This window comes from Pseudomonas sp. G3-39 (assembly GCF_054790485.1).
In genome coordinates this window covers 348,434-370,452 of the sequence record NZ_CP186497.1, presented here as the reverse complement: position 1 = coordinate 370,452, position 22,019 = coordinate 348,434, and the positions used below count along the sequence as shown (strand labels likewise).

Below are 22,019 nucleotides of genomic sequence, written 5' to 3'. Positions count from 1 at the left end.
GTCAGAACACCATTTTTTTCAGGATTCGGCGCCCACACATTTCGTGTTTGATAACGGCTGCGATGTGTAGCGCTACTTGAACCAGTAACATCACGCACGCCCAAACATGGATGACGAAGAACCGATCAATCCACTGTAGATCGTTCAGCGGCGCCGGAATAAGAACCAGATCAAATATATTGATCGGTCGATCCATCATTAATATTCCTGTGAGCAAGACAACCGCCGTCATCAGATAAATAGACTTATGCATCCAACTCGCCAGACGCTCCACAAAGGTCCTGTCCACCTCGCAAGTGGTGTGAGAGCCTCTGACAGAAACATACAATCTCAGTATAAATATCGGAATAAATAAAGCCGTCACCGAAACATTTATAAATCCGACTATCGATTTTGTTTCCGCTGCAACTTTAATGACTGACACATAGAAGCCAGACAACAGAGCCCATAAAATTACTGCCGCAGATATCCAGTGCAAAGCAATCTGGAGACGCGAATATCCAACCCTTTTCATTGCAACCATCCTGATAAACAAGTGGCGCCATTACAAAGCTCTGAATTATCAACGTCAACGAGAAAACCATTAACAGAAACTGCACAAAGTAAACAATCTTTACGAACAAGGTTTATTGAACTTTCAACTTAAACATACAAAAATCAATTACCGCCCGAACATTGCATTCGGGCGGTCGTGTCAAAATCTTACTCGTGATACTGCGCCGACAGTTCATGCACCGCGCGCAGGAACGCACCGGCGTGCTCTGGGTCGACTTCCGGAGTGATGCCGTGACCCAGGTTGAACACGTGGCCACTGCCTTTGCCATAGCTGGCCAGAATACGACCGACTTCAGTGCGGATCGCTTCAGGTTTGGCGTAGAGCACGGTCGGGTCCATGTTGCCTTGCAGCGCGACCTTGTCGCCGACGCGGGCGCGAGCGTTGCCGATGTCGCAGGTCCAGTCCAGGCCCAGTGCGTCGGCGCCAGCGTCGGCGATACTTTCCAGCCACAGGCCGCCGTTCTTGGTGAAGAGGATCACCGGCACTTTGCGACCGTCGTGCTCGCGGATCAGGCCGCTGACGATTTTCTTCATGTACGCCAGGGAGAACTCCTGGTACGCCGCCGCCGACAGGTTGCCGCCCCAGGTATCGAAGATCTGCACCGCTTGCGCGCCGGCCTGGATCTGGCCGTTGAGGTACGAGGTCACCGACTGCGCCAGTTTGTCCAGCAGCAGGTGCATGGCTTGCGGGTTGTCGTAGAGCATCGCCTTGGTTTTGCGGAAGTCTTTCGACGAGCCGCCTTCAACCATGTAAGTGGCGAGGGTCCACGGGCTGCCGGAGAAGCCGATCAGCGGCACACGGCCGTTCAGCTCGCGGCGGATGGTGCTGACCGCGTCCATCACGTAGCCGAGGTCTTTGTGTGGATCAGGGATCGGCAACGCTTCGATGTCGGCCAGGGTGCTGACGACTTTCTTGAAGCGCGGGCCTTCACCGGTCTCGAAGTACAGGCCCTGGCCCATGGCATCGGGGATGGTGAGGATGTCGGAAAACAGGATCGCCGCGTCCAGTTGCGGATAGCGGTCGAGCGGCTGCAGGGTGACTTCGCAGGCGAATTCCGGATTCATGCACAGGCTCATGAAATCACCGGCCTGGGCACGGCTGGCGCGGTATTCCGGCAGGTAGCGGCCGGCCTGGCGCATCATCCACACCGGGGTGACGTCAACGGGTTGCTTGAGCAGGGCGCGGAGGAAACGGTCGTTCTTCAGGGCAGTCATGTCGGCATCCGGAAAAAAAGTGCGGGCATTTTCTCAGAGCGCGACGCAAAAGGCACGGATGCAGGTCAGCCTTTTGTCTATCGGGTCAATTTGTTGCGCTGTATTGAGCGCACAGAAACCAATGTGGGAGCCGGCTTGCTCGCGAAAGCGGTGTGTCAGTCAATACATCGGGTGACTGATACAAAGCCTTCGCGAGCAAGCCCGCTCCCACATTTCTGATCGCATTTCAGGCTGAAATGTAATCAGACACCCAGGTAATCGAGGATCCCCTCGGCGGCATTGCGGCCTTCGAAGATCGCCGTTACCACCAGGTCGGAACCGCGCACCATGTCGCCACCGGCGAAGATTTTCGGGTTGCTGGTCTGGTGCTTGTACTGACCCTGCTCAGGCGCGACGACGCGGCCCTGGCTGTCGGTCTGGATTTCGAACTGTTCGAACCACGGTGCCGGGCTTGGACGGAAACCGAACGCGATGACCACGGCATCGGCCGGGATGATCTCTTCGGAGCCCGGGATCGGCTCGGGGCTGCGACGGCCACGGGCATCCGGTTCGCCGAGACGGGTCTCGACCACCTTCACGCCTTCGACCTTGTCTTCACCGACGATCGCGATCGGCTGGCGGTTGTAGAGGAATTTCACGCCTTCTTCCTTGGCGTTCTTCACCTCTTTGCGCGAGCCGGGCATGTTCGCTTCGTCACGACGATAGGCGCAGGTCACCGACTTGGCGCCCTGACGGATCGAGGTGCGGTTGCAGTCCATCGCCGTGTCGCCACCGCCGAGCACCACGACCTTCTTGCCTTTCATGTCGACGAAATCTTCCGGCGACTTTTCAAAGCCCAGGTTGCGGTTGACGTTGGCAATCAGGAAGTCCAGCGCGTCATAAACGCCCGGCAGATCCTCACCGGCAAAACCGCCCTTCATGTAGGTGTAGGTGCCCATACCCATGAATACCGCATCGTATTCGGCGAGCAGTTGCTCCATGGTCACGTCCTTGCCGACCTCGGTGTTGAGGCGGAACTCGATGCCCATGCCGGTGAAGACTTCGCGACGATTGCTCAGCACGGTCTTCTCAAGCTTGAACTCGGGAATGCCGAAGGTCAGCAGACCGCCGATTTCCGGGTTCTTGTCGAACACCACCGGGGTCACACCGCCACGCACCAGCACGTCGGCACAGCCCAGACCCGCCGGGCCCGCACCGATGATCGCGACACGCTTGCCGGTCGGCTTGACCTTGGACATGTCCGGGCGCCAGCCCATGGCGAATGCGGTGTCGGTGATGTACTTCTCGACGGAACCGATGGTCACCGCGCCGAAACCGTCGTTGAGGGTGCAGGCGCCCTCGCACAGCCGATCCTGCGGGCACACCCGGCCGCAGACTTCCGGCAGGGTGTTGGTCTGGTGCGACAGCTCGGCGGCCTGGAGAATGTTGCCCTCGGCCACCAGCTTCAGCCAGTTGGGAATGAAGTTGTGCACCGGGCACTTCCATTCGCAATACGGGTTGCCGCAACCCAGGCAGCGGTGGGCCTGATCGGCCGACTGCTGGGGTTTGAACGGTTCGTAGATCTCGACGAACTCTTTCTTGCGTTGACGCAACAGTTTCTTCTTCGGATCCTTGCGCCCGACATCGATGAACTGGAAGTCGTTATTCAGACGTTCAGCCATTGTTAAAACCTCATCAAACTCTTCAGGCGCATATCACTGCGGGTTGGCACGAGTGCTGGAAAGCAACGACTTCAGGTTGGCAGCCTTAGGCTTGACCAGCCAGAAACGACGCAGGTAGTCATCAAGGTTCTCGGCGAGTTCACGACCCCACTCGCTCTCGGTTTCCTTGACGTACTCGTTCAGCACGTTCTGCAGGTGGCTGCGGTAGGCTTCCATCGCCTCGCCGCTGATCCGCTGGATTTCCACCAGTTCGTGGTTGACCCGGTCAACGAAGGTGTTGTCCTGATCGAGCACGTAGGCGAAACCACCGGTCATGCCAGAGCCGAAGTTGTAACCGGTCTTGCCCAAGACGCAGACGAAACCACCGGTCATGTACTCGCAGCAGTGATCGCCAGTGCCTTCCACGACGGTGTGGGCACCGGAGTTGCGCACGGCAAAACGCTCGCCTGCGGTGCCGGCGGCGAACAGCTTGCCGCCGGTGGCGCCGTACAGGCAGGTGTTGCCGATGATGGCGCTGTTCTGAGTCTGATAGACGCTGCCCTTCGGCGGTACGATGACCAGTTTGCCGCCGGTCATGCCTTTGCCGACGTAGTCGTTGGCGTCGCCCTCCAGGTACATGTTCAGACCGCCGGCGTTCCACACGCCGAAGCTCTGACCGGCCGTGCCTTTGAAGCGGAAGGTGATCGGCGCGTTGGCCATGCCCTGATTGCCGTGCTTGCGTGCGATTTCGCCGGAGATCCGCGCACCGATCGAACGGTCGCAGTTGCAGATGTCCAGTTCGAACTCGGCGCCGCTGAGGTCGTTGATCGCCGACGTCGCCATGTCGACCATTTTCTCGGCCAGCAGGCCTTGGTCAAACGGCGGGTTGCGCTCAACGCCGCAGAATTGCGGTTTGTCCGCCGGGATGTGATCGCTGCCCAGCAGCGGGGTCAGATCCAGATGGTGCTGCTTGGCGGTCTGGCCCTCGAGGATTTCCAGCAGATCGGTACGACCGATCAGCTCTTCGAGGGAACGCACGCCGAGCTTGGCCAGCCACTCACGGGTTTCTTCGGCGACGTAGGTGAAGAAATTCACCACCATGTCAACGGTACCGATGTAGTGATCCTTGCGCAGCTTCTCGTTCTGCGTCGCAACGCCGGTGGCGCAGTTGTTCAGGTGGCAGATGCGCAGGTATTTGCAGCCCAGCGCGATCATCGGCGCGGTACCGAAGCCGAAGCTTTCTGCGCCGAGGATGGCCGCCTTGATCACGTCGAGGCCGGTTTTCAGGCCGCCGTCGGTCTGCACCCGGACTTTGCCGCGCAGGTCGTTGCCGCGCAGGGTCTGGTGAGTTTCAGCGAGGCCGAGTTCCCACGGTGCGCCGGCGTATTTGATCGAGGTCAGCGGCGAAGCACCAGTGCCACCGTCGTAGCCGGAGATGGTGATCAAGTCCGCATAGGCCTTGGCTACACCGGCGGCGATGGTGCCGACGCCCGCTTCCGCTACCAGCTTCACCGAAACCAGCGCCTTCGGGTTGACCTGTTTCAGGTCGAAGATCAGTTGCGACAAGTCTTCGATCGAGTAGATGTCGTGGTGCGGCGGTGGCGAAATCAGGGTCACGCCCGGCACTGCGTATCGCAGCTTGGCGATCAGCCCGTTGACCTTGCCGCCCGGCAGTTGCCCGCCCTCGCCCGGCTTGGCGCCCTGCGCGACCTTGATCTGCAGCACTTCGGCGTTGACCAGGTATTCCGGGGTTACGCCGAAACGGCCGGTCGCGACCTGCTTGATTTTCGAGCTCTTGATGGTGCCGTAGCGCGCCGGGTCTTCGCCGCCTTCGCCGGAGTTGGAACGCGCACCGAGGCGGTTCATGGCTTCGGCCAGGGCTTCGTGCGCTTCCGGCGACAGTGCGCCCAGCGAGATACCGGCGGAGTCGAAGCGCTTGAGCACTGATTCCAGCGGTTCGACTTCGCTGATGTCCAGCGGCTTGTCGAGGGTCTTGACCTTGAACAGGTCGCGGATCATCGACACCGGGCGGTTATCCACCAGCGAGGTGTATTCCTTGAACTTGGCATAGTCGCCCTGCTGCACGGCGGCTTGCAGGGTGTTGACCACGTCCGGGTTGTAAGCGTGATATTCGCCGCCGTGGACGAACTTCAGCAGACCGCCCTGCTGGATCGGCTTGCGCGGACTCCAGGCTTCGGTAGCGAGGGCTTTCTGCTCGGCTTCGATGTCGACGAAACGCGCACCCTTGATGCGGCTCGGCACGCCACGGAAGCTCAGCTCGCACACTTCTTCGGACAGGCCGATGGCTTCGAACAGTTGCGCACCACGGTACGAGGCGATGGTCGAGATGCCCATCTTCGACAGGATCTTCAGCAGACCTTTGGTGATGCCTTTGCGGTAGTTCTTGAACACCTCATAGAGGTCGCCCAGCACTTCACCGGTACGGATCAGGTCACCCAGCACTTCGTAGGCCAGGAACGGATAGACCGCCGAGGCGCCGAAACCGATCAGCACCGCAAAGTGATGCGGATCGCGTGCGGTGGCGGTTTCCACGAGGATGTTGGAATCGCAGCGCAGGCCTTTTTCGGTCAGACGATGGTGCACCGCGCCGGTCGCCATGGAGGCGTGGATCGGCAGTTTGCCCGGGGCGATATGACGGTCGCTCAGAACGATCTGGGTACGCCCGGCGCGCACGGCTTCTTCAGCCTGATCGGCGACGTTGCGGATCGCCGCTTCGAGGCCGACGCTTTCGTCGTAGTTGAGGTCGATGATCTGCCGCTCAAAACCCGGGCGGTCGAGATTCATCAGCGAGCGCCACTTGGCCGGCGAGATCACTGGCGAGCTGAGGATCACGCGCGAGGCGTGTTCCGGCGATTCCTGAAAGATGTTGCGCTCGGCACCGAGGCAGATTTCCAGCGACATCACGATCGCTTCACGCAGCGGGTCGATCGGCGGGTTGGTGACCTGCGCAAACTGCTGGCGGAAATAGTCGTACGGCGTGCGCACGCGCTGCGACAGCACGGCCATCGGCGTGTCGTCGCCCATCGAGCCAACGGCTTCGTAGCCCTGTTCGCCGAGCGGACGCAGCACCTGATCGCGCTCTTCGAACGTGACCTGATACATCTTCATGTATTGCTTGAGCTGATCGACATCGTAGAACGCCGAACCGTGGTCGTTGTCTTCCATGGTCGCCTGGATGCGCAGGGCATTCTTGCGCAGCCATTGCTTGTACGGATGACGGGATTTCAGACGGTTGTCGATCGCGTCGGTGTCGAGGATCTGCCCGGTCTCGGTGTCCACGGCGAGGATCTGCCCCGGGCCGACACGGCCCTTGGCGATCACGTCTTGCGGCTGGTAGTTCCAGACGCCGATTTCCGACGCAACGGTGATGAAACCGTTGGTGGTGGTGACCCAGCGCGCCGGGCGCAGACCGTTACGGTCGAGCAGGCACACCGCGTAACGACCATCGGTCATTACCACGCCGGCCGGGCCGTCCCACGGTTCCATGTGCATCGAGTTGTACTCGTAGAACGCACGCAGATCCGGGTCCATGGTTTCAACGTTCTGCCACGCTGGCGGAATGATCATCCGCACGCCACGGAACAGGTCGATGCCACCGGTGACCATCAGTTCGAGCATGTTGTCCATGCTCGAGGAGTCGGAACCGACACGGTTGACCAGCGGGCCGAGCTCTTCCAGATCCATCAGATCGTTGGTGAACTTGGTCCGACGGGCCTGTGCCCAGTTACGGTTACCAGTGATGGTGTTGATCTCACCGTTGTGGGCGAGGAAGCGGAATGGCTGGGCCAGCGGCCATTTCGGCAAGGTGTTGGTGGAGAAGCGCTGGTGGAACACGCAGATCGCGGTTTGCAGGCGCTGGTCACCCAGGTCCGGATAGAACGCAGCCAGGTCGGCCGGCATCATCAGGCCTTTATAGATGATGGTCTTGTGCGAAAAGCTGCAGATGTAGTGGTCGGTGTCGGCGGCGTTGGCCACCGACGAGCGACGACGGGCGCTGAACAGCTTGACCGCCATGTCCTGATCGCTCAGGCCTTCACCGCCGATGTACACCTGCTCGATCTGCGGCAGGCGCTCGAGGGCCAGTCGGCCGAGGACGCTGGTGTCGATCGGCACTTTGCGCCAGCCGATCAGTTGCAGGCCTTCAGCGAGGATCTCGCGGTTCATGTTCTCGCGAGCGGCTTCGGCCTTGGCCGGATCCTGGTTGAAGAAGACCATGCCCACGGCATATTGCTTGGGCAGCTCGACGCTGAAGTTTTCCTGGGCCATCGCCCGCAGGAACGCGTCAGGCTTTTGAATCAGCAGACCGCAACCGTCACCGGTCTTGCCGTCGGCATTAATCCCACCGCGGTGGGTCATGCAGGTCAGGGCCTCGATGGCCGTTTGCAAAAGGGTATGACTGGGCTCGCCCTGCATATGAGCTATCAGGCCGAAACCGCAGTTATCCTTGAATTCATCTGGTTGGTACAGACCTGCTTTCATAGACACTTTCTCACCAGGCTGCCTCTTTACGAGGCAAATTTCTTTTCAATTCAACCACTTGCTTGCCGCGCCGAACGTACGCCGGCTTTGCGGGGGCAAAAGGGTGGTCATTGTACACAGCGACACAGAGGCTCACAAATTTGACGACGAAATGTCGCAAATTCATGTCGCATTTGTGAAAGGTTTAAAGCGATCTGCTGTGCTAGTCAAAACTTTTTTAATTTTGACTGCAACGACTCAAAGACTACTGTGACGCAGACACCACAAGGCACGCGGTCTGTAGAGACGGCGCGCACTCGTAGAAATTTTGAGGTGCTTGGAGAGGCGGCCTGGGTAAGGCCGCCGAATCTTCAGCGAGTTGTTGCCAGTTCCTGTTGGACGCTGGCGACAGTGCGAGGCCAAGGTTTACCAGCCTGAACCTTCGCTGGCAAGGCCTTGATGGCAGAAACGGCTGCATCACGATTGGCGAAGTTGCCGTAGGTGATCACGTAGAGAGGCTTGCCGTTGAGGACTTTCTTGAAATAACGGTACTCGCCGCCCTGCTCCTTGACGAAGTTCTGCGCGGTCGCTTCGGAGCTGGTGCCGAGGATCTGCACCACGTAATTGCTGGTCGGCTGACCGGCGTACCAGCTGCCACCGGCAGCCTTGGCCACGGTAACCGGCTTCTCGGCCGGTTTGGCAGCCGCAACAGGCTTGGCCGGAGCCGGAGCCGGTTTGGCCGCTGGCGCTGCCGGAGCAGGCTTGGCGGTGGCGACCTGAGTCGGTGCCGGGGTCGGCTTGGCCGCCGGAACAGGTACTGGCGTCGGAGCCGGGCCGGCCGGAACACCTGCCGGTGGTGCGGAAGTCGTGACGGTCGGCGGCGTTGCGCTGGAGCCTTCGACCGGCACGCCGTCGTCACCTTCAGTGATGCCGCCTGCGGCTTCAGCCAACGGGCCGCGCATCACCGGTTGCGAGTTGCCGACCAGCGGCAGCGGCATCGGCTGGGTATTGCCGGCGAACTCGACGTTCGGTGCGCCGCCATTGGCGCCTTGGCCCAATGGCAGTTGTGCCTGTTCGTTGGCAGGTGCGCCGGTGGTTGGCGCCTTGTTGCGACCCGGCATCAGCCAGGCGGCGGCGACCGCGACCACAACGACGGCGGAAATCGCCAATACGTGTTTCTTCGGCATGTTGAACCCCATACTTGGACGCTTGACCGCAGAGCGGCTGGCAATCATGACTTCGATCAGTGCATCGCGAGCGACCTGGTTGATGTTGCCAGGCCAACCCTCGGCGCTTTCGTGAATCTCAGAGATCTGATCCGCGGTGAAAAGTTCGACACCCCGGCCCGCACCTTCGAGCCGTTGGTCGAGATATTCGCGGGTCTCTTCTTCGGTATACGGCTGCAGTTCGATGACGTGGAAGCGCTCTTCCTCGAGGTGCAAGGCCTCCAGTTGCGCGATCAGCGACGACTCACCGAACAGGAACACATGCGGGCGACCTTCCGGTGCACCGGCCCCTAGCGCCATCAGCGCTTCGAGGGCGGATTCGTCGAGCTGCTCGGCGTCATCCACCAGCAGATAGACCTCCTGGCCGGTAAGCGCGAGCTGCACCACCTGATCCAGAATCGCGCCAACTTCGGCCTGAGCCACGTTCAGTGCCTGAGCCACCTGACGCAGCACGCCGGCGGCATCGCCAGCTCCACGGGCCGACACGACAACGCTTTGTACCGATTGCTTGTTGGTGCTGGCCACCAGCGCCTGACGCAGCAAGGTCTTGCCGCTGCCCTGCGGGCCGGTGACCACCAGCAGCAACTGGCTGTAACGCGCCAGGTGGTGCAATTGCCCCAGCACCGGTTTGCGCTGGGCCGGGAAGAATTTGAAGCCCGGCACCCGCGGCGCGAAAGGGTCGTGACTTAACTGGAAATGGCCGAGGAACGCCTCGTCGGCATGCAAACTAGTCATCGGAATCTTATTAACCTTTAAGCTGAGCCAGAGCGCGGTAATCCGCTCCCAGCGTGGCCTGTAGAACCTCTTTCGGATAATCGGCGGTCACCACCGCTTCGCCCATCCGGCGCAGCAGCACCAGGCGCAGACGACCGTCGATCACTTTTTTATCAATTGCCATATGTTCGAGAAAATCGGCTTCGGTCATTTCTTCCGGCGGAATCACCGGCAGACCGGCACGCTGGAACAGACGAATGCCGCGATCACGTTCCTGCTCGCTGATCCAGCCCAGACGCGCGGACATTTCCAGCGCCATCACGGTGCCAGCGGCCACCGCCTCACCATGCAACCAGACACCATAGCCCATGTGGGTCTCGATGGCGTGGCCGAAGGTGTGGCCGAGATTGAGCGTGGCGCGCACGCCGGTTTCCTTCTCATCGGCACCGACCACTGCCGCCTTGGCCGCGCAGGAACGCTCGATGGCGTAGGTCAGGGCCTTCTGGTCCAGCGCGCGCAGAGCGTCGACGTTGTCTTCGAGCCAGGTCAGGAACGGCTCGTCGCAGATCAGACCGTACTTGATGACTTCGGCCAGACCGGCGGACAGTTCACGCTCCGGCAGGGTTTTCAGCGATGCAGTATCGATCAGCACCACGTTCGGCTGATAGAACGCGCCGACCATGTTCTTGCCCAGCGGATGGTTGATACCGGTCTTGCCGCCCACCGACGAATCGACCTGGGACAGCAGCGTGGTAGGAATCTGGATGAAATCGACACCGCGCTGGTAGCAGGCGGCGGCAAAACCGGCCATGTCACCAATGACACCGCCGCCGAGGGCGATGATCGTGGTGCGGCGGTCGTGACGGGCAGTCAGCAGGCCGTCGAAGATCAGTTGCAGGGTTTCCCAGTTCTTGAAGGCTTCGCCGTCCGGCAGCACCACCGAGATCACCGAGAACTGCGCAAGGCTGCGGGTCAGACGTTCGAGATAGAGCGGCGCAACGGTCTCGTTGGAGATGATCGCCACTTGCCGCCCATGGATATGCGGCGCCAGCAACTCGGGCTGATCCAACAAACCTTCGCCAATATGAATCGGGTAGCTGCGCTCGCCTAGATCGACCTTGAGTGTCTGCATGTGTCCCCACAGTGAAGATGGAAGCAGGCGTCCTGCCCTGAATTATTGGTTGTCTGCGGCCTGTAGCGAATCTGACGCCGCTCGCACGCCATCCGCCACAACCTCGGCGGCTGTGACAGGACGCCGAGGATAGCGCATTTCCGGCGGCGCTTTAACGGGGTGGCAGCTGTGCCAGACGGTCGAGAATGTCGAGCACCACCATGCGCGGTGGCCGTTCGTCGGTTTCCACCACCAGATCGGCGATCTCCCGATAAAGCGGATCGCGGATCTCGAGCAGGTCTCGCAGGGTTTTCGCCGGATCGGCGGTGCGTAGCAAAGGACGATTGCGATCGCGCGACGTACGCCCGACCTGCTGCTCGACGGAGGCGTGCAGATACACCACCCGTCCGCCCGCGTGCAGGGCCTTGCGGTTGGCATCACGCATCACCGCGCCGCCACCGGTCGCCAGCACCACGCCGTCGAACGCGCACAGCTCGGCGATCATCGCCTGCTCACGGTCACGAAAGCCGGGCTCGCCTTCCTTGTCGAAGATCCACGGGATATTGGCGCCCGTGCGCAGTTCAATTTCCTTGTCGGAATCTTTGAACGGCAGGCGCAGCTCTTTGGCCAGCAACCGGCCGATGGTGCTTTTTCCAGCGCCCATCGGTCCTACAAGAATCAAATTTCGCACAGAATCAACGACTCACAGCAATCGCCTGGTTATTCATGATACGCGGAGTGAGAAATACCAGCAGCTCGGATTTTTTCTCCGAAACCACATCACGCCGGAAAAGGCGGCCAAGATACGGCACATCGCCAAGAAATGGCACCTTATCTACGACCTTGCTTTGAGTATTTGAGAAAACGCCCCCAATCACGATGGTCTCGCCGTCGTTCACCAGCACCTTGGCGTTGACCTCGTTCTTCTTGATCGGCGGTACATCCTGCACTTTGTTCAGGTAGTCCGGTTCGTCCTTGGTGACCTTGACCTCCATGATGATGCGGTTGTCGGGGGTGATCTGCGGCGTCACTTCCAGCGACAGCGAAGCCTCCTTGAACGACACCGACGTCGCACCGCTGGAGCTGGCTTCCTGATACGGAATCTCGGTGCCCTTGAGGATCTTCGCCGTCTCTTTGTCGGAGGTGACCACTTTGGGCTGCGAGACGATCTCACCGTTGCCGGTTTTCTCCATGGCGGTCAGCTCAAGATCGAGCAGCACATTGTCGGTAATGAAGGCGATGCCGATCCCCGAGGTATTACCCACCGTGCCCATGTCGACGAACGGCGAGTTGGTACTGGTGCTGCCCGGTGTGCCAATGGTGGTCGAGGTACCGTTACTGACCCCCGAGGTGTTCCAGTTGCCCTTGTTCTGGATCGAACCGCCCCAGCGCACGCCCAGACTCTTGTCGTAATCGACGTTGGCCTCGACGATCCGCGCCTCGATCATCACTTGACGCACCGGAATATCCAGTTGCGCCACGATCCGCCGCAGTTCGTCGAGGCGATCCTGGGTCTGGTAGGCAATGATGTTGTTGGTGCGCTCATCGACAGTGATCGAGCCACGCTCGTCGATTTTCGCCTCGGCGCTGGTCACTGACTGGAACAGCTTGGCAATGTCGGCGGCTTTGGCGTAGTTCACTTGCAGCAGCTCGCGACGCAGCGGCGCCAGTTCGGCGATCTGTTTCTGCGACTCCAGCTCCTGGCGTTCACGGGCTGCGATTTCGTCGGCCGGCGCCACCAGCAACACGTTGCCGATCTTGCGCTTGTCCAGGCCTTTGGTTTTCAGCACCAGGTCCAGCGCCTGATCCCACGGCACGTTTTGCAGACGCAGGGTGATCCCGCCCTGCACCGTATCGCTGGCCACCAGATTGAGATTGGTGAAGTCGGCGATCAGTTGCAGCACCGAACGCACGTCGATGTCCTGGAAATTCAGCGAAAGCTTTTCACCGCTGTAGCTGTTGCGATCGGCGTTACGTTTTTGCAGATCATCGACCGTCATCGGGCGAATGCTGACGGTCAGTTTGTTGTCGGTCTGGTAGGTGGAATAGTCGAACGTGCCGCTGGGTTCGACGGTGATGACCGCACGATCACCGGTGGCGGCAGCGTTGACGAACTGCACCGGCGTGGCAAAGTCCTTGACGTCGAGGCGCACCCGCAGCCTGTCGGGCAACTGCGTGCGAGCAAAGCTCAGGATGATCTTGCCGTCATGCTCCTGGATGTCCGGGGCGATGGTCGGATCCGATAGGTCGATGACGACGTTGCCCTCCCCCGCGGTGCCGCGCTGGAAGTCGACGCCACGAATGGTTTTGGCGACGGAGGTATAAGCCTTCGCCGGCGCTGGAGCCGCGACCGGTCGTGGCGCAACAGCGGCTGGCCGTGGTGCAGCAGGCTTGGCGCCCTGCCCGACCACCACGAACAGATTGTTGCCCTCGACCCGTGAGGTGTAGGGCGTCAGTTGCGTCAGATTGATGATCAGGCGCGTGCGGTCGTTGGCTTCCACCACTGTGGCGGTTCGCGCGTTACCGCTGCCCAGATCGCGGGTCTTGCTCGTCAGTTGGCTGGCGACACCCGGCAGATCCAGGGCGATTCGCGCCGGCGATTCGGTGGTGTAGCCCTTGGGTTGCGGTGGCGGGCTGTCGAACGACAGCTTCAACTCGATGCGATCACCCGGTAACGCCGCGACATCCAGCGTCTTGAGGCTGGCCGCCTGAACCATCGGTGAAAGCAGCGCTATCCATAGCGAAAAACCGAGGGTGGAGAAAATCCTGTTCATTGTTCGACTTCCACTATGAGTGCTCTTTCAAAGGAATGGTGCGCGGACGTTCCAGCCAGGCGCCTTCGCCGTCGGGCACGATCTCGACCACATCGACCTGAGTGGCGCTGATGGCGACAATGCGCCCGTCGTTGCGCCCCAGGTAGTCGCCGACTTTCAACCGATGCACTGCACCCGCCCCGCGCAGCAAGGCGAAGGAGCCGCTGGCATTGGAGATCGTGCCGACCATTTCAAACTGCTCGATGTTGAAACCTTCGAGGTATTGCTTGACCCGGTTGGGGTCGGGTTTGACGTTGCGCGAGCCACGCTGCTGCCCGGCCAGATCGACGCGCACCTGGCGCGAGAACGGGCTACGCAGGTTGGCCGCGCTGTAGGTAAAAGTAGGATAGGAATGAAACGTCGGCGTCGGCTCGATCCGGCCGGCCGGGCGCAGACGCACTTCGTTCATGTAGGCATCGAGGTCGCTGAAGTCATCTCCACCAAAGCATCCGCCAAGACCCAGCAACAGCACTGACAGGGCGAAATAACGGATCGGGGTCATTTGTCCAACCCCTTGTCGTTATAGCGGTAGGTCTTGGCGAGAATGCTCATGCGCAGCTTCGTCCCGCCATCGGGATTGGCCGGTGCCAGTTCGAAATCGTGCAAGGTGACGATCCGTGGCAACCCGGCGACGCCACTGACGAAGGTCGCGAGGTCGTGGTAAGCCCCGGTGACAGTGATCTGGATCGGCAGCTCGATGTAGAACGGCTGGGTCACCTCCGGCAGCAGCTTGATCTCTTCGAATTCAAGACCGCTGCCCAGCCCGGTACGGGTAATGTCCTCGAGCAATCCCGGGACCTCGGTGTCGCTGGGCAATTGGCGCAGGAGCACGCCGAAGGTGTTCTCCATCTCCTTCATCTGCTGGGTGTAGAGCTCCAGGTTGGCGGCCAGGCGCGCCTTGCTGGCAAATTGCTCCTTCAAGGTGTCCTCTTCCTGACGCTTGGCTTCCAGCTGGTTTTCCATGTCGCTGATGAAAAAGTTATAGCCAAGCGCCAACACCAGCACCGCCAGCAATGCTCCCGCGATAGTTTTCACCGCGGCCGGCCAGGAGCCGATATTGCTGGTGTCCAGATCGTTGAAGTCAATATTGCGCAGACTTTGCAGCCATTCGGACGGCTTCATTTGTCGCCCTCCGTCGCGGCTGGCTGGGTCTGACGCACGGTCAGCTGAAAGACGTTGGCCTGATCCACCTGACCGGCAGTCGTCGCTTTCACTTCATTAAGACTCGGCGCATCGAACCAGTCGGAAGCATCCAGATTGCGCATCAGCTCCGAAACGCGGTTGTTCGACTCCGCCGCGCCGCTGATCGACAGCGTCTTGCCGAGCAATTTCACGCTGGTGAAATACACCCCGTCCGGCAGCGTGCGCGCCAGCTGATCGAAAATCCGCCCGCTGATCTGCCGGTTGCCCTGCAGGTCCTGGATGATGCGCATGCGCTCGACCAGTTGCTGGCGCCGCGCCTTGAGCTCGCTGATCTGCTTGATCCGCTCGTCCACCACGGCGATTTGTTTGCCGATGTAGGCATTGCGTGCTGCCTGCCGCTCGATGGCGGTACTGAAGATCTGATCGGCGATGAACACTGCGCCCACCGAACCGACGAACACCCCGATCAGGATCAGCAGAAAGCGTTTGCGCCGCTCTTCGCGGCGTTCCTCACGCCAGGGGAGAAGGTTGATCCGCGCCATCAGTCGAAACTCCTGAGCGCGAGCCCGCAGGCAATCATCAGGGCCGGCGCGTCACTGGCCAGCGCCCCGGCGTTGACCTTGCTGCTCAAGGCCATGTCGGAAAACGGGTTGGCGACCTGGGTCGGGGTGCCCAGACGCTGTTCGATCAGCCGATCCAGCCCCGGCACCGAGGCGGTGCCGCCGGCCAACAGGATGTGATCGACGGCGTTGTACTGCCCGGAGGCAAAGAAGAACTGCAACGAGCGCGAGACCTGCTGCACCAGAGCATCACGGAACGGTTGCAATACCTCGCTGACATAGTCGTCCGGCAGACCGCCCTGCTTTTTCGCCAGCCCGGCCTGCTCGACAGTCAGGCCGTAGCGGCGCTGGATTTCCTCGGTCAGTTGCCGGCCACCGAACAGTTGCTCGCGGGTATAGATGATGCGGCCGTTATGCAGGACGCTGAGGGTAGTCATGGTCGCGCCGATGTCCACCACCGCCACGGTCAGGCGCTCCTGCGAGGCTGCCAGTTGAGTGGCGAGCAGGCCGAACGAGCGCTCCAGCGCATAGGCCTCGACATCGACCACGCGCGCGGTCAGCCCGGCCAGCGCCAGCGCCGCTTCGCGGACTTCGACGTTTTCCTTGCGACAGGCGGCCAGCAGCACGCTGACCCGCTCCGGGTTGCGCGGCGACACGCCCTGGACTTCGAAATCGATGGCGACTTCGTCCAGTGGATAGGGAATGTATTGGTCGGCTTCGATCTTCAGCTGGTTTTCCAGCTCGTCATCGGTCAGCCCGGCGTCCATCTCGATGATCTTGGTAATCACCGCAGAACCGGCCACCGCCACCGCCACACTCTTGAGCCCGGTGCGCGCCTTGACCAGCACCCGGGACAAGGCATGACCCACGCCTTCGAGCTCGGCGATGTTCTTTTCGACAACGGCATTGGGCGGCAGCGGCTCGACCGCGTAGGCTTCGACCCGGTAGCGGTCGCCCTGACGGCTCAACTCCAGCAGCTTCACCGAAGTGGAGCTGATGTCGATCCCCAGTAACGTATTGGTCTTTTTCTTGAAGAGTCCCAGCACTACCAATTCCCTATGACTTTCCGTGAGTTACGGACTCTGTAATACGCATTGCGTTCCTTCACCCCGTCTTGACAGAAGCGCAAATGACGCCCCCAGCAGAAAAGTGCTTATAATGCCCAGCGTTTTTTTCCGCTTTTTACTGCCGGCCCAGGTTGTTCTGTGTGTTACCGGAACCCTGTCGCCCAATTCATTCTTTGCCCTGGATGTTCAAAAGCCTTGATTCGTCTGCTGAAATTTTTCGGTTGGTCCATCGTCGCCGTTTTCTGCGGACTGCTTTTAGGTCTCAGCGGCGCGTTTCTTTACCTTAGTCCGGGTTTGCCGTCTGTGGAGGCGCTGAGAAGCATTCAGTTGCAGATTCCGCTCCGGGTCTACAGCAGCGACAACAAGTTGATCGCAGAATTTGGCGAAATGCGCCGTACTCCGATCCGTTTCGCCGACATTCCACCCAATTTCATTAATGCGTTACTAAGTGCTGAAGACGACAATTTCGCCAACCACTATGGCGTCGATCCGAGCAGCCTGATGCGCGCCGCGACCCAACTGGTCAAAAGCGGGCACATTCAGTCCGGCGGCAGCACCATCACCATGCAGGTGGCGAAGAACTTCTTCCTGACCAGCGAACGCAGCTTCTCGCGCAAAACCACCGAGATTCTTCTGGCCCTGCAGATCGAGCGGCAGCTGACCAAGGACGAGATCCTCGAGCTGTACGTGAACAAGATTTATCTGGGTAACCGCGCCTACGGCATCGAGGCGGCGGCCCAGGTTTATTACGGCAAGTCGATCCGCGACGTCAGCCTGGCGCAGATGGCGATGATCGCCGGCCTGCCGAAAGCCCCGTCGCGCTTCAACCCGCTGGCCAACCCGGCGCGCAGCAAGGAGCGTCGCGACTGGATCCTTGGGCGCATGTACAAGCTCGGGAAGATTTCCGAGGCGGACTACACCGCCGCGATCAACGAGCCGCTGAACGCCAGTTATCACGTGCCGACCCCGGAAGTGAACGCACCGTACATCGCCGAAATGGCCCGAGCCGAAATGGTCGGTCGCTATGGCAGCGACGCTTACACCGAAGGTTTCCGCGTCACCACCACGGTGCCGAGCAACCTGCAGGAAATGGCCAACACCGCGCTGCACGAAGGCCTGATGACCTACGATCAGCGTCACGGCTACCGTGGCCCTGAATCGCGTCTGCCGGGCAAGACCCACGAAGCGTGGGCGACCGAGCTGACCAAGCAGCGCACCATCAGCAGCCTGGAGCCGGCCATCGTTACCCAGGTCGACAAGAATGGCTTGCAGGTGCTGACCCGTACCGGCGAAGAACACGTCGCCTGGGACACCATGAAATGGGCGCGGCCGTTCCTCAACACCAACAGCATGGGCGCCGCACCGCGCCAGCCGTCGGATGTGGCGCAGGTCGGCGATCTGATTCGCGTGCAGCGTCAGCCGAACAATTCGCTGAAATTCAGCCAGATCCCGCAGGCGCAAGGCGCGCTGGTGTCGCTGGATCCGCAGAACGGCGCGATTCGCTCGCTGGTCGGCGGCTTTGCGTTCGAGCAGAGCAACTACAACCGCGCCCTGCAGGCCAAGCGTCAGCCGGGGTCGAGCTTCAAGCCGTTCGTCTACAGTGCTGCACTGGACAGCGGTTATACCGCCGCGACGCTGGTCAACGATGCGCCGATCGTGTTCGTCGACGAGTACCTGGACAAGGTCTGGCGGCCGAAGAACGACACCAACACCTTCCTCGGCCCGATCCGTCTGCGCGAAGCGCTGTACAAGTCGCGTAACCTGGTGTCGATCCGCCTGTTGCAGGCGATGGGTGTGGGCAAGACCATCGACTACATCACCCGTTTCGGCTTCAACAAGCAGGATCTGCCGCCGAACCTGTCGCTGGCACTGGGCACCGCGACCCTGACCCCGATGGAAATCGCTACCGGCTGGAGTACCTTCGCCAACGGCGGTTACAAGATCACCCCGTACATCATCGACAAGATCGAAAGCCGCAACGGCGACACGCTGTTCGTCGCCAACCCGCCGACCGTGCCACAGGGTGGCTCGGCGACCGATGGCCTTGCCGCGCCGGAGTCCCAGCCGATCACCGTCAACGCCGCGCCGGTTCCGGGTGAAGCACCGGGCGCTGCCACTGCGCCACAAGCGCCGGCCGTGGCCGAGCGGATCGTCGATGGACGTACCACGTACATCCTCAACAGCATGCTGCAGGACGTGATCAAGCTCGGCACCGGTCGTCGCGCACTGGCCATGGGTCGCAGCGACATCGCCGGCAAGACCGGTACCACCAACGAATCGAAGGATGCGTGGTTCTCCGGTTACAACGCCGATTACGTGACCACCGTGTGGACCGGCTTTGACCAGCCGGAAAGCCTTGGTCGCCGCGAGTTTGGTGGCACCGTGGCGTTGCCGATCTGGATGAACTACATGTCTGCCGCGCTCAAGGACAAGCCGCCGCACGTACAGCCTGAGCCGGAAGGCATTCTCAGCCTGCGGGTGGATCCGGTCAGCGGTCGTGCCGCCACCCCGAGCACGCCGGGCGCGTACTTCGAGCTGTTCAAGTCCGAAGACACGCCGCCCTCGGTGAATGAACTGGGCAACGGCGCCGTACCGGGCAGCCCGCTGCCGGCGGATGAGCAGGCGCCGATCGATCTGTTCTGATCAATGCGCCCCAAAAAGCCCCGCCTTCGAAAGAAGTGCGGGGCTTTTTATGCCTGTGATTTTATGTTGTCTGGGCCGGCCTCTTCGCGAGCAAGCCCGCTCCCACAGTGAGCGAGTTGTAGCCACAAAACCTGTGGGAGCGGGCTTGCTCGCGAAGAGGCACTGAAGAACACCACAAATCACACAGGCACAAAAAAGCCCCGACTCTCACAAGCCGGGGCTTTCGTTGAAGCGCTACAACGGCTTAGCCGTTGAACACGTCATCCACGCTTTTCAGCGGGTAGTTCTTCGGATACGGCAGGGTCGCCACACCGGTCTCGATCGCAGCCTTGGCCACAGCGTCGGAGATCAGGGTGATCAGGCGCTTGTCCATTGGCTTCGGAATGATGTACTCACGACCGAATTCCAGCGGCGCACCACCGTAGGCGTCACACACGTCCTGTGGCACTGGCAGTTTGGCCAGCTCACGCAGGGCGTTGGCCGCAGCCACTTTCATTTCCTCGTTGATGCGCTTGGCGCGAACGTCCAGGGCACCACGGAAGATGAACGGGAAGCCCAGTACGTTGTTGACCTGGTTCGGGTAGTCGGAACGACCGGTAGCCATGATCACGTCGCTGCGGGTGGCGTGCGCCAGTTCCGGGGAGATTTCCGGATCCGGGTTCGAGCAGGCGAAGACGATCGGGTTGGCCGCCATCGACAGCAGGCCTTCAGCGCTTAGCAGATTCGGGCCGGACAGACCGACGAACACGTCAGCGCCTTGCAGAGCGTCAGCCAGGCTGCGCTTGTCAGTGGCGTGAGCGAACACGGCTTTGTACTGGTTCAGGTCATCACGGCCGGAGTGGATCACGCCGGTACGGTCAACCATGAAGATGTTTTCGATTTTGGCGCCCATGCTCACCAGCAACTTCATGCAGGAGATGGCCGCAGCGCCGGCGCCGAGGCAGACGATCTTGGCTTCCGGCAGGGTTTTGCCGGCGATTTCCAGGGCGTTGATCATGCCCGCAGCGGTCACGATCGCGGTGCCGTGCTGGTCATCGTGGAATACCGGAATGTCGCACTGCTCGATCAGAGCACGCTCGATCTCAAAGCACTCAGGCGCCTTGATGTCTTCCAGGTTGATGCCACCGAAGGTGATGGAGATGCGTTTTACGGTGTCGATGAAGGCTTGCGGGCTTTCGGAATCGACTTCGATGTCGAACACGTCGATGCCGGCGAAGCGCTTGAACAGTACGCCTTTACCTTCCATCACTGGCTTGGAGGCCAGTGGGCCGAGGTTACCCAGGCCCAAAATCGCGGTGCCATCGGAAATGACTGCAACCAGGTTGCCCTTGCCGGTGTATTTGTAGGCCAGTTCAGGATCGCGGGCGATCTCACGCACTGGTTCAGCTACGCCGGGGCTGTAGGCCAGCGACAGGTCGCGGGCGGTAGCAGTGGCCTTGGTGAGCTCGACACTCAGCTTCCCTGGACGAGGATTGGCATGATATTCGAGAGCGGCAGTTTTCAGATCAGACATTTTGGCATTCCGCTTTTTACTGTTGGACAGACTGGTCAGCGAGGATACGCGCCTCGCAAAGTCCCCACAAGACTGAGCGGTCACCCCTGTCAAGCGCCCTGTCCTACGACTTTGGGCCAAGAGCCACGGCGCACAAGGGCTTGACTGTTCACAATCGATAGAAAAAATGTCTACAATTTTTCTTCAGCGAGCGCTTTGCAGCATCGACGGATCGGTCAATGGCAGCAGCCAACGCGGCTGACCCGGTTTCAGCCCGCCACGCCGCGAACGATCGACAACCCACCCGCGAGCCTCGATCTGTCTGCCCTTCAGCGTTTGCAACCGAGCGCTGTCGAATTGTCCGACCAGATTGGGTGCAACGCGCAGTACAACCGAGTCCTGTAACTCGATCCAGATTCCGCCGCGATTGCGCTGAACCTTGCTCACACGCCCACTGACCACGGCGAAACCCGAAGTGCGGATCTGCTCCGCTTTCAGTACAGGCGACTGGCGCCAGAGGCCTCGACCGGCCTGACGGGCGCTGCGTTCGGCCGCCTGCTGACAGGCAACAAGATCGACATTCGGCGCCACCGCCACCTGAAACCCAAGGCCGTCGGCGAGCATTTGCGCTTCAAGATTGGTGCCGTTGGTGCTGTAGACATGCGCGAGGGTGCGACCGAAATGGTCTTTGGCCTGCTTGCCGGGGAGCAGACCGACCCGACCCTGGCTGTCCGCCACCAGTGCTTCAAGACGTTTGCGCGCCGCCACGGCGAAGGGTTCGTCACTGCGGCCCTGCTTGCCCAGCTCCGGCGTGTTGAGACCGATCATCCGCACACTGCGCCCATCGCTCAGGCGTAGCGTGTCGCCATCGACCACGCGCTGGACGCTGACGCTGCTCAGGCCGGCAGGCGTGGGGCAAAATGCCTGGGCAGCGGACAGCCAAATCGCGGACACAAAAAAGGCGCCCACAAGGGACGCCTTTTTCATCAGCCTGGAGAAACCGTCGAAGTTTTCCAGAATGACCAATCTTACTTCTTGGCGCCGAAGGCACCGAAACGGTCGGCGAACTTCTGAACGCGGCCACCGGTGTCCAGAGTCTTCTGCTTACCGGTGTAGAACGGGTGGCACTCGTTGCAAACGTCGATCGCCAGGGCTTTGCCGAAGGTCGAACGGGTTTCGAACTTGTTGCCGCAGCTGCAGGTTACTGCAACTTCTGGGTAATTCGGGTGGATATCAGCTTTCATGATGTCTTCCTCAGCTAGCGTGCCGCCACCCAACACTATTGTTGAATACCGCACGTAATTAGGCCGCGGATTCTACCAGACAATGTCAATCGCGCAAGCTGTCCCTGAGACCGACCG

General features: G+C 60.6%; 16 protein-coding genes. 1 reads left to right on the top strand and 15 read right to left on the bottom strand.

Features of this window, described 5'->3' with window-relative positions; genetic code table 11:
• Position 1: 1 nt before the first annotated feature.
• The 12 genes from ACOYXG_RS01680 to ACOYXG_RS01625 all read right to left on the bottom strand — a co-directional run bounded on the left by ACOYXG_RS01680 (position 2) and on the right by ACOYXG_RS01625 (position 16,502).
• A complete protein-coding gene (locus ACOYXG_RS01680; protein ID WP_027611321.1) occupies positions 2 to 514 on the bottom strand; it encodes a cytochrome b in 513 nt (170 codons plus the stop codon).
• 188 nt (positions 515 to 702) lie between these two features.
• Positions 703 to 1,770 carry a uroporphyrinogen decarboxylase gene (gene hemE / locus ACOYXG_RS01675; protein ID WP_007952372.1) on the bottom strand — a complete coding sequence of 356 codons (1,068 nt, stop codon included), beginning with the start codon at positions 1,768 to 1,770 and terminating at the stop codon, positions 703 to 705.
• A 242-nt stretch (positions 1,771 to 2,012) separates the two neighbouring features.
• Positions 2,013 to 3,431, bottom strand: a complete 1,419-nt coding sequence (locus ACOYXG_RS01670; protein WP_007909438.1) for an FAD-dependent oxidoreductase — start codon at positions 3,429 to 3,431, stop codon at positions 2,013 to 2,015.
• A gap of 33 nt (positions 3,432 to 3,464) precedes the next feature.
• A complete protein-coding gene (gltB, locus tag ACOYXG_RS01665; RefSeq protein ID WP_460355557.1) occupies positions 3,465 to 7,910 on the bottom strand; it encodes a glutamate synthase large subunit in 4,446 nt (1,481 codons plus the stop codon).
• A gap of 350 nt (positions 7,911 to 8,260) precedes the next feature.
• Positions 8,261 to 9,850 (bottom strand): AAA family ATPase, encoded by a 1,590-nt coding sequence (locus ACOYXG_RS01660; RefSeq protein ID WP_027611318.1) that lies wholly within the window; start codon positions 9,848 to 9,850, stop codon positions 8,261 to 8,263.
• 10 nt (positions 9,851 to 9,860) lie between these two features.
• Positions 9,861 to 10,961, bottom strand: coding sequence for a 3-dehydroquinate synthase (gene aroB, locus ACOYXG_RS01655; protein ID WP_027611317.1), 1,101 nt, complete (start codon positions 10,959 to 10,961; stop codon positions 9,861 to 9,863).
• A 151-nt stretch (positions 10,962 to 11,112) separates the two neighbouring features.
• Entirely contained in the window at positions 11,113 to 11,631 is a 519-nt protein-coding gene (aroK, locus tag ACOYXG_RS01650) for a shikimate kinase AroK (RefSeq protein ID WP_027611316.1), read from the bottom strand.
• A gap of 4 nt (positions 11,632 to 11,635) precedes the next feature.
• Positions 11,636 to 13,714 (bottom strand): type IV pilus secretin PilQ, encoded by a 2,079-nt coding sequence (gene pilQ, locus ACOYXG_RS01645; protein WP_460355553.1) that lies wholly within the window; start codon positions 13,712 to 13,714, stop codon positions 11,636 to 11,638.
• A 13-nt stretch (positions 13,715 to 13,727) separates the two neighbouring features.
• On the bottom strand, positions 13,728 to 14,255 hold the full coding sequence (locus ACOYXG_RS01640; protein WP_027611314.1) for a pilus assembly protein PilP: 528 nt from the start codon (positions 14,253 to 14,255) through the stop codon (positions 13,728 to 13,730).
• Positions 14,252 to 14,875, bottom strand: coding sequence for a type 4a pilus biogenesis protein PilO (pilO, locus tag ACOYXG_RS01635; RefSeq protein WP_097087020.1), 624 nt, complete (start codon positions 14,873 to 14,875; stop codon positions 14,252 to 14,254). Before pilO ends, ACOYXG_RS01640 begins: the two co-directional genes overlap by 4 nt.
• Positions 14,872 to 15,438, bottom strand: coding sequence for a PilN domain-containing protein (locus tag ACOYXG_RS01630; protein WP_097087018.1), 567 nt, complete (start codon positions 15,436 to 15,438; stop codon positions 14,872 to 14,874). The genes pilO and ACOYXG_RS01630 overlap by 4 nt, the downstream gene beginning before the upstream one ends.
• Positions 15,438 to 16,502 (bottom strand): pilus assembly protein PilM, encoded by a 1,065-nt coding sequence (locus ACOYXG_RS01625; protein WP_096794691.1) that lies wholly within the window; start codon positions 16,500 to 16,502, stop codon positions 15,438 to 15,440. The genes ACOYXG_RS01630 and ACOYXG_RS01625 overlap by 1 nt, the downstream gene beginning before the upstream one ends.
• A 219-nt stretch (positions 16,503 to 16,721) precedes the next feature.
• Here ACOYXG_RS01625 and ACOYXG_RS01620 point away from each other — a divergent pair, with 219 nt between their 5' ends.
• Complete coding sequence (locus ACOYXG_RS01620; RefSeq protein WP_373558105.1) at positions 16,722 to 19,166, top strand: penicillin-binding protein 1A; 2,445 nt, start codon at positions 16,722 to 16,724, stop codon at positions 19,164 to 19,166.
• A 244-nt stretch (positions 19,167 to 19,410) separates the two neighbouring features.
• Here ACOYXG_RS01620 and ACOYXG_RS01615 read toward each other — a convergent pair whose 3' ends face one another.
• The 3 genes from ACOYXG_RS01615 to rpmE all read right to left on the bottom strand — a co-directional run bounded on the left by ACOYXG_RS01615 (position 19,411) and on the right by rpmE (position 21,902).
• The gene (locus tag ACOYXG_RS01615) at positions 19,411 to 20,679 is read right to left on the bottom strand and encodes a malic enzyme-like NAD(P)-binding protein (RefSeq protein ID WP_041074924.1); all 1,269 of its coding nucleotides are present in this window, start codon (positions 20,677 to 20,679) and stop codon (positions 19,411 to 19,413) included.
• Between the two features lie 183 nt (positions 20,680 to 20,862).
• A complete protein-coding gene (locus ACOYXG_RS01610) occupies positions 20,863 to 21,645 on the bottom strand; it encodes a thermonuclease family protein (RefSeq protein ID WP_115990448.1) in 783 nt (260 codons plus the stop codon).
• A gap of 41 nt (positions 21,646 to 21,686) precedes the next feature.
• A complete protein-coding gene (gene rpmE / locus ACOYXG_RS01605; RefSeq protein WP_007968345.1) occupies positions 21,687 to 21,902 on the bottom strand; it encodes a 50S ribosomal protein L31 in 216 nt (71 codons plus the stop codon).
• Positions 21,903 to 22,019: the final 117 nt, after the last annotated feature.

Excerpts from the sequence above, each read along its gene's own strand:
- ACOYXG_RS01680 (WP_027611321.1), bottom strand. The coding sequence starts at position 514 with ATGAAAAGGGTTGGATATTCGCGTCTCCAGATTGCTTTGCACTGGATA.
- hemE (WP_007952372.1), bottom strand. The coding sequence starts at position 1,770 with ATGACTGCCCTGAAGAACGACCGTTTCCTCCGCGCCCTGCTCAAGCAA.
- ACOYXG_RS01670 (WP_007909438.1), bottom strand. The coding sequence starts at position 3,431 with ATGGCTGAACGTCTGAATAACGACTTCCAGTTCATCGATGTCGGGCGC.
- gltB (WP_460355557.1), bottom strand. The coding sequence starts at position 7,910 with ATGAAAGCAGGTCTGTACCAACCAGATGAATTCAAGGATAACTGCGGT.
- ACOYXG_RS01660 (WP_027611318.1), bottom strand. The coding sequence starts at position 9,850 with ATGACTAGTTTGCATGCCGACGAGGCGTTCCTCGGCCATTTCCAGTTA.
- aroB (WP_027611317.1), bottom strand. The coding sequence starts at position 10,961 with ATGCAGACACTCAAGGTCGATCTAGGCGAGCGCAGCTACCCGATTCAT.
- pilQ (WP_460355553.1), bottom strand. The coding sequence starts at position 13,714 with ATGAACAGGATTTTCTCCACCCTCGGTTTTTCGCTATGGATAGCGCTG.
- ACOYXG_RS01640 (WP_027611314.1), bottom strand. The coding sequence starts at position 14,255 with ATGACCCCGATCCGTTATTTCGCCCTGTCAGTGCTGTTGCTGGGTCTT.
- pilO (WP_097087020.1), bottom strand. The coding sequence starts at position 14,875 with ATGAAGCCGTCCGAATGGCTGCAAAGTCTGCGCAATATTGACTTCAAC.
- ACOYXG_RS01630 (WP_097087018.1), bottom strand. The coding sequence starts at position 15,438 with ATGGCGCGGATCAACCTTCTCCCCTGGCGTGAGGAACGCCGCGAAGAG.
- ACOYXG_RS01615 (WP_041074924.1), bottom strand. The coding sequence starts at position 20,679 with ATGTCTGATCTGAAAACTGCCGCTCTCGAATATCATGCCAATCCTCGT.
- ACOYXG_RS01610 (WP_115990448.1), bottom strand. The coding sequence starts at position 21,645 with ATGAAAAAGGCGTCCCTTGTGGGCGCCTTTTTTGTGTCCGCGATTTGG.
- rpmE (WP_007968345.1), bottom strand. The coding sequence starts at position 21,902 with ATGAAAGCTGATATCCACCCGAATTACCCAGAAGTTGCAGTAACCTGC.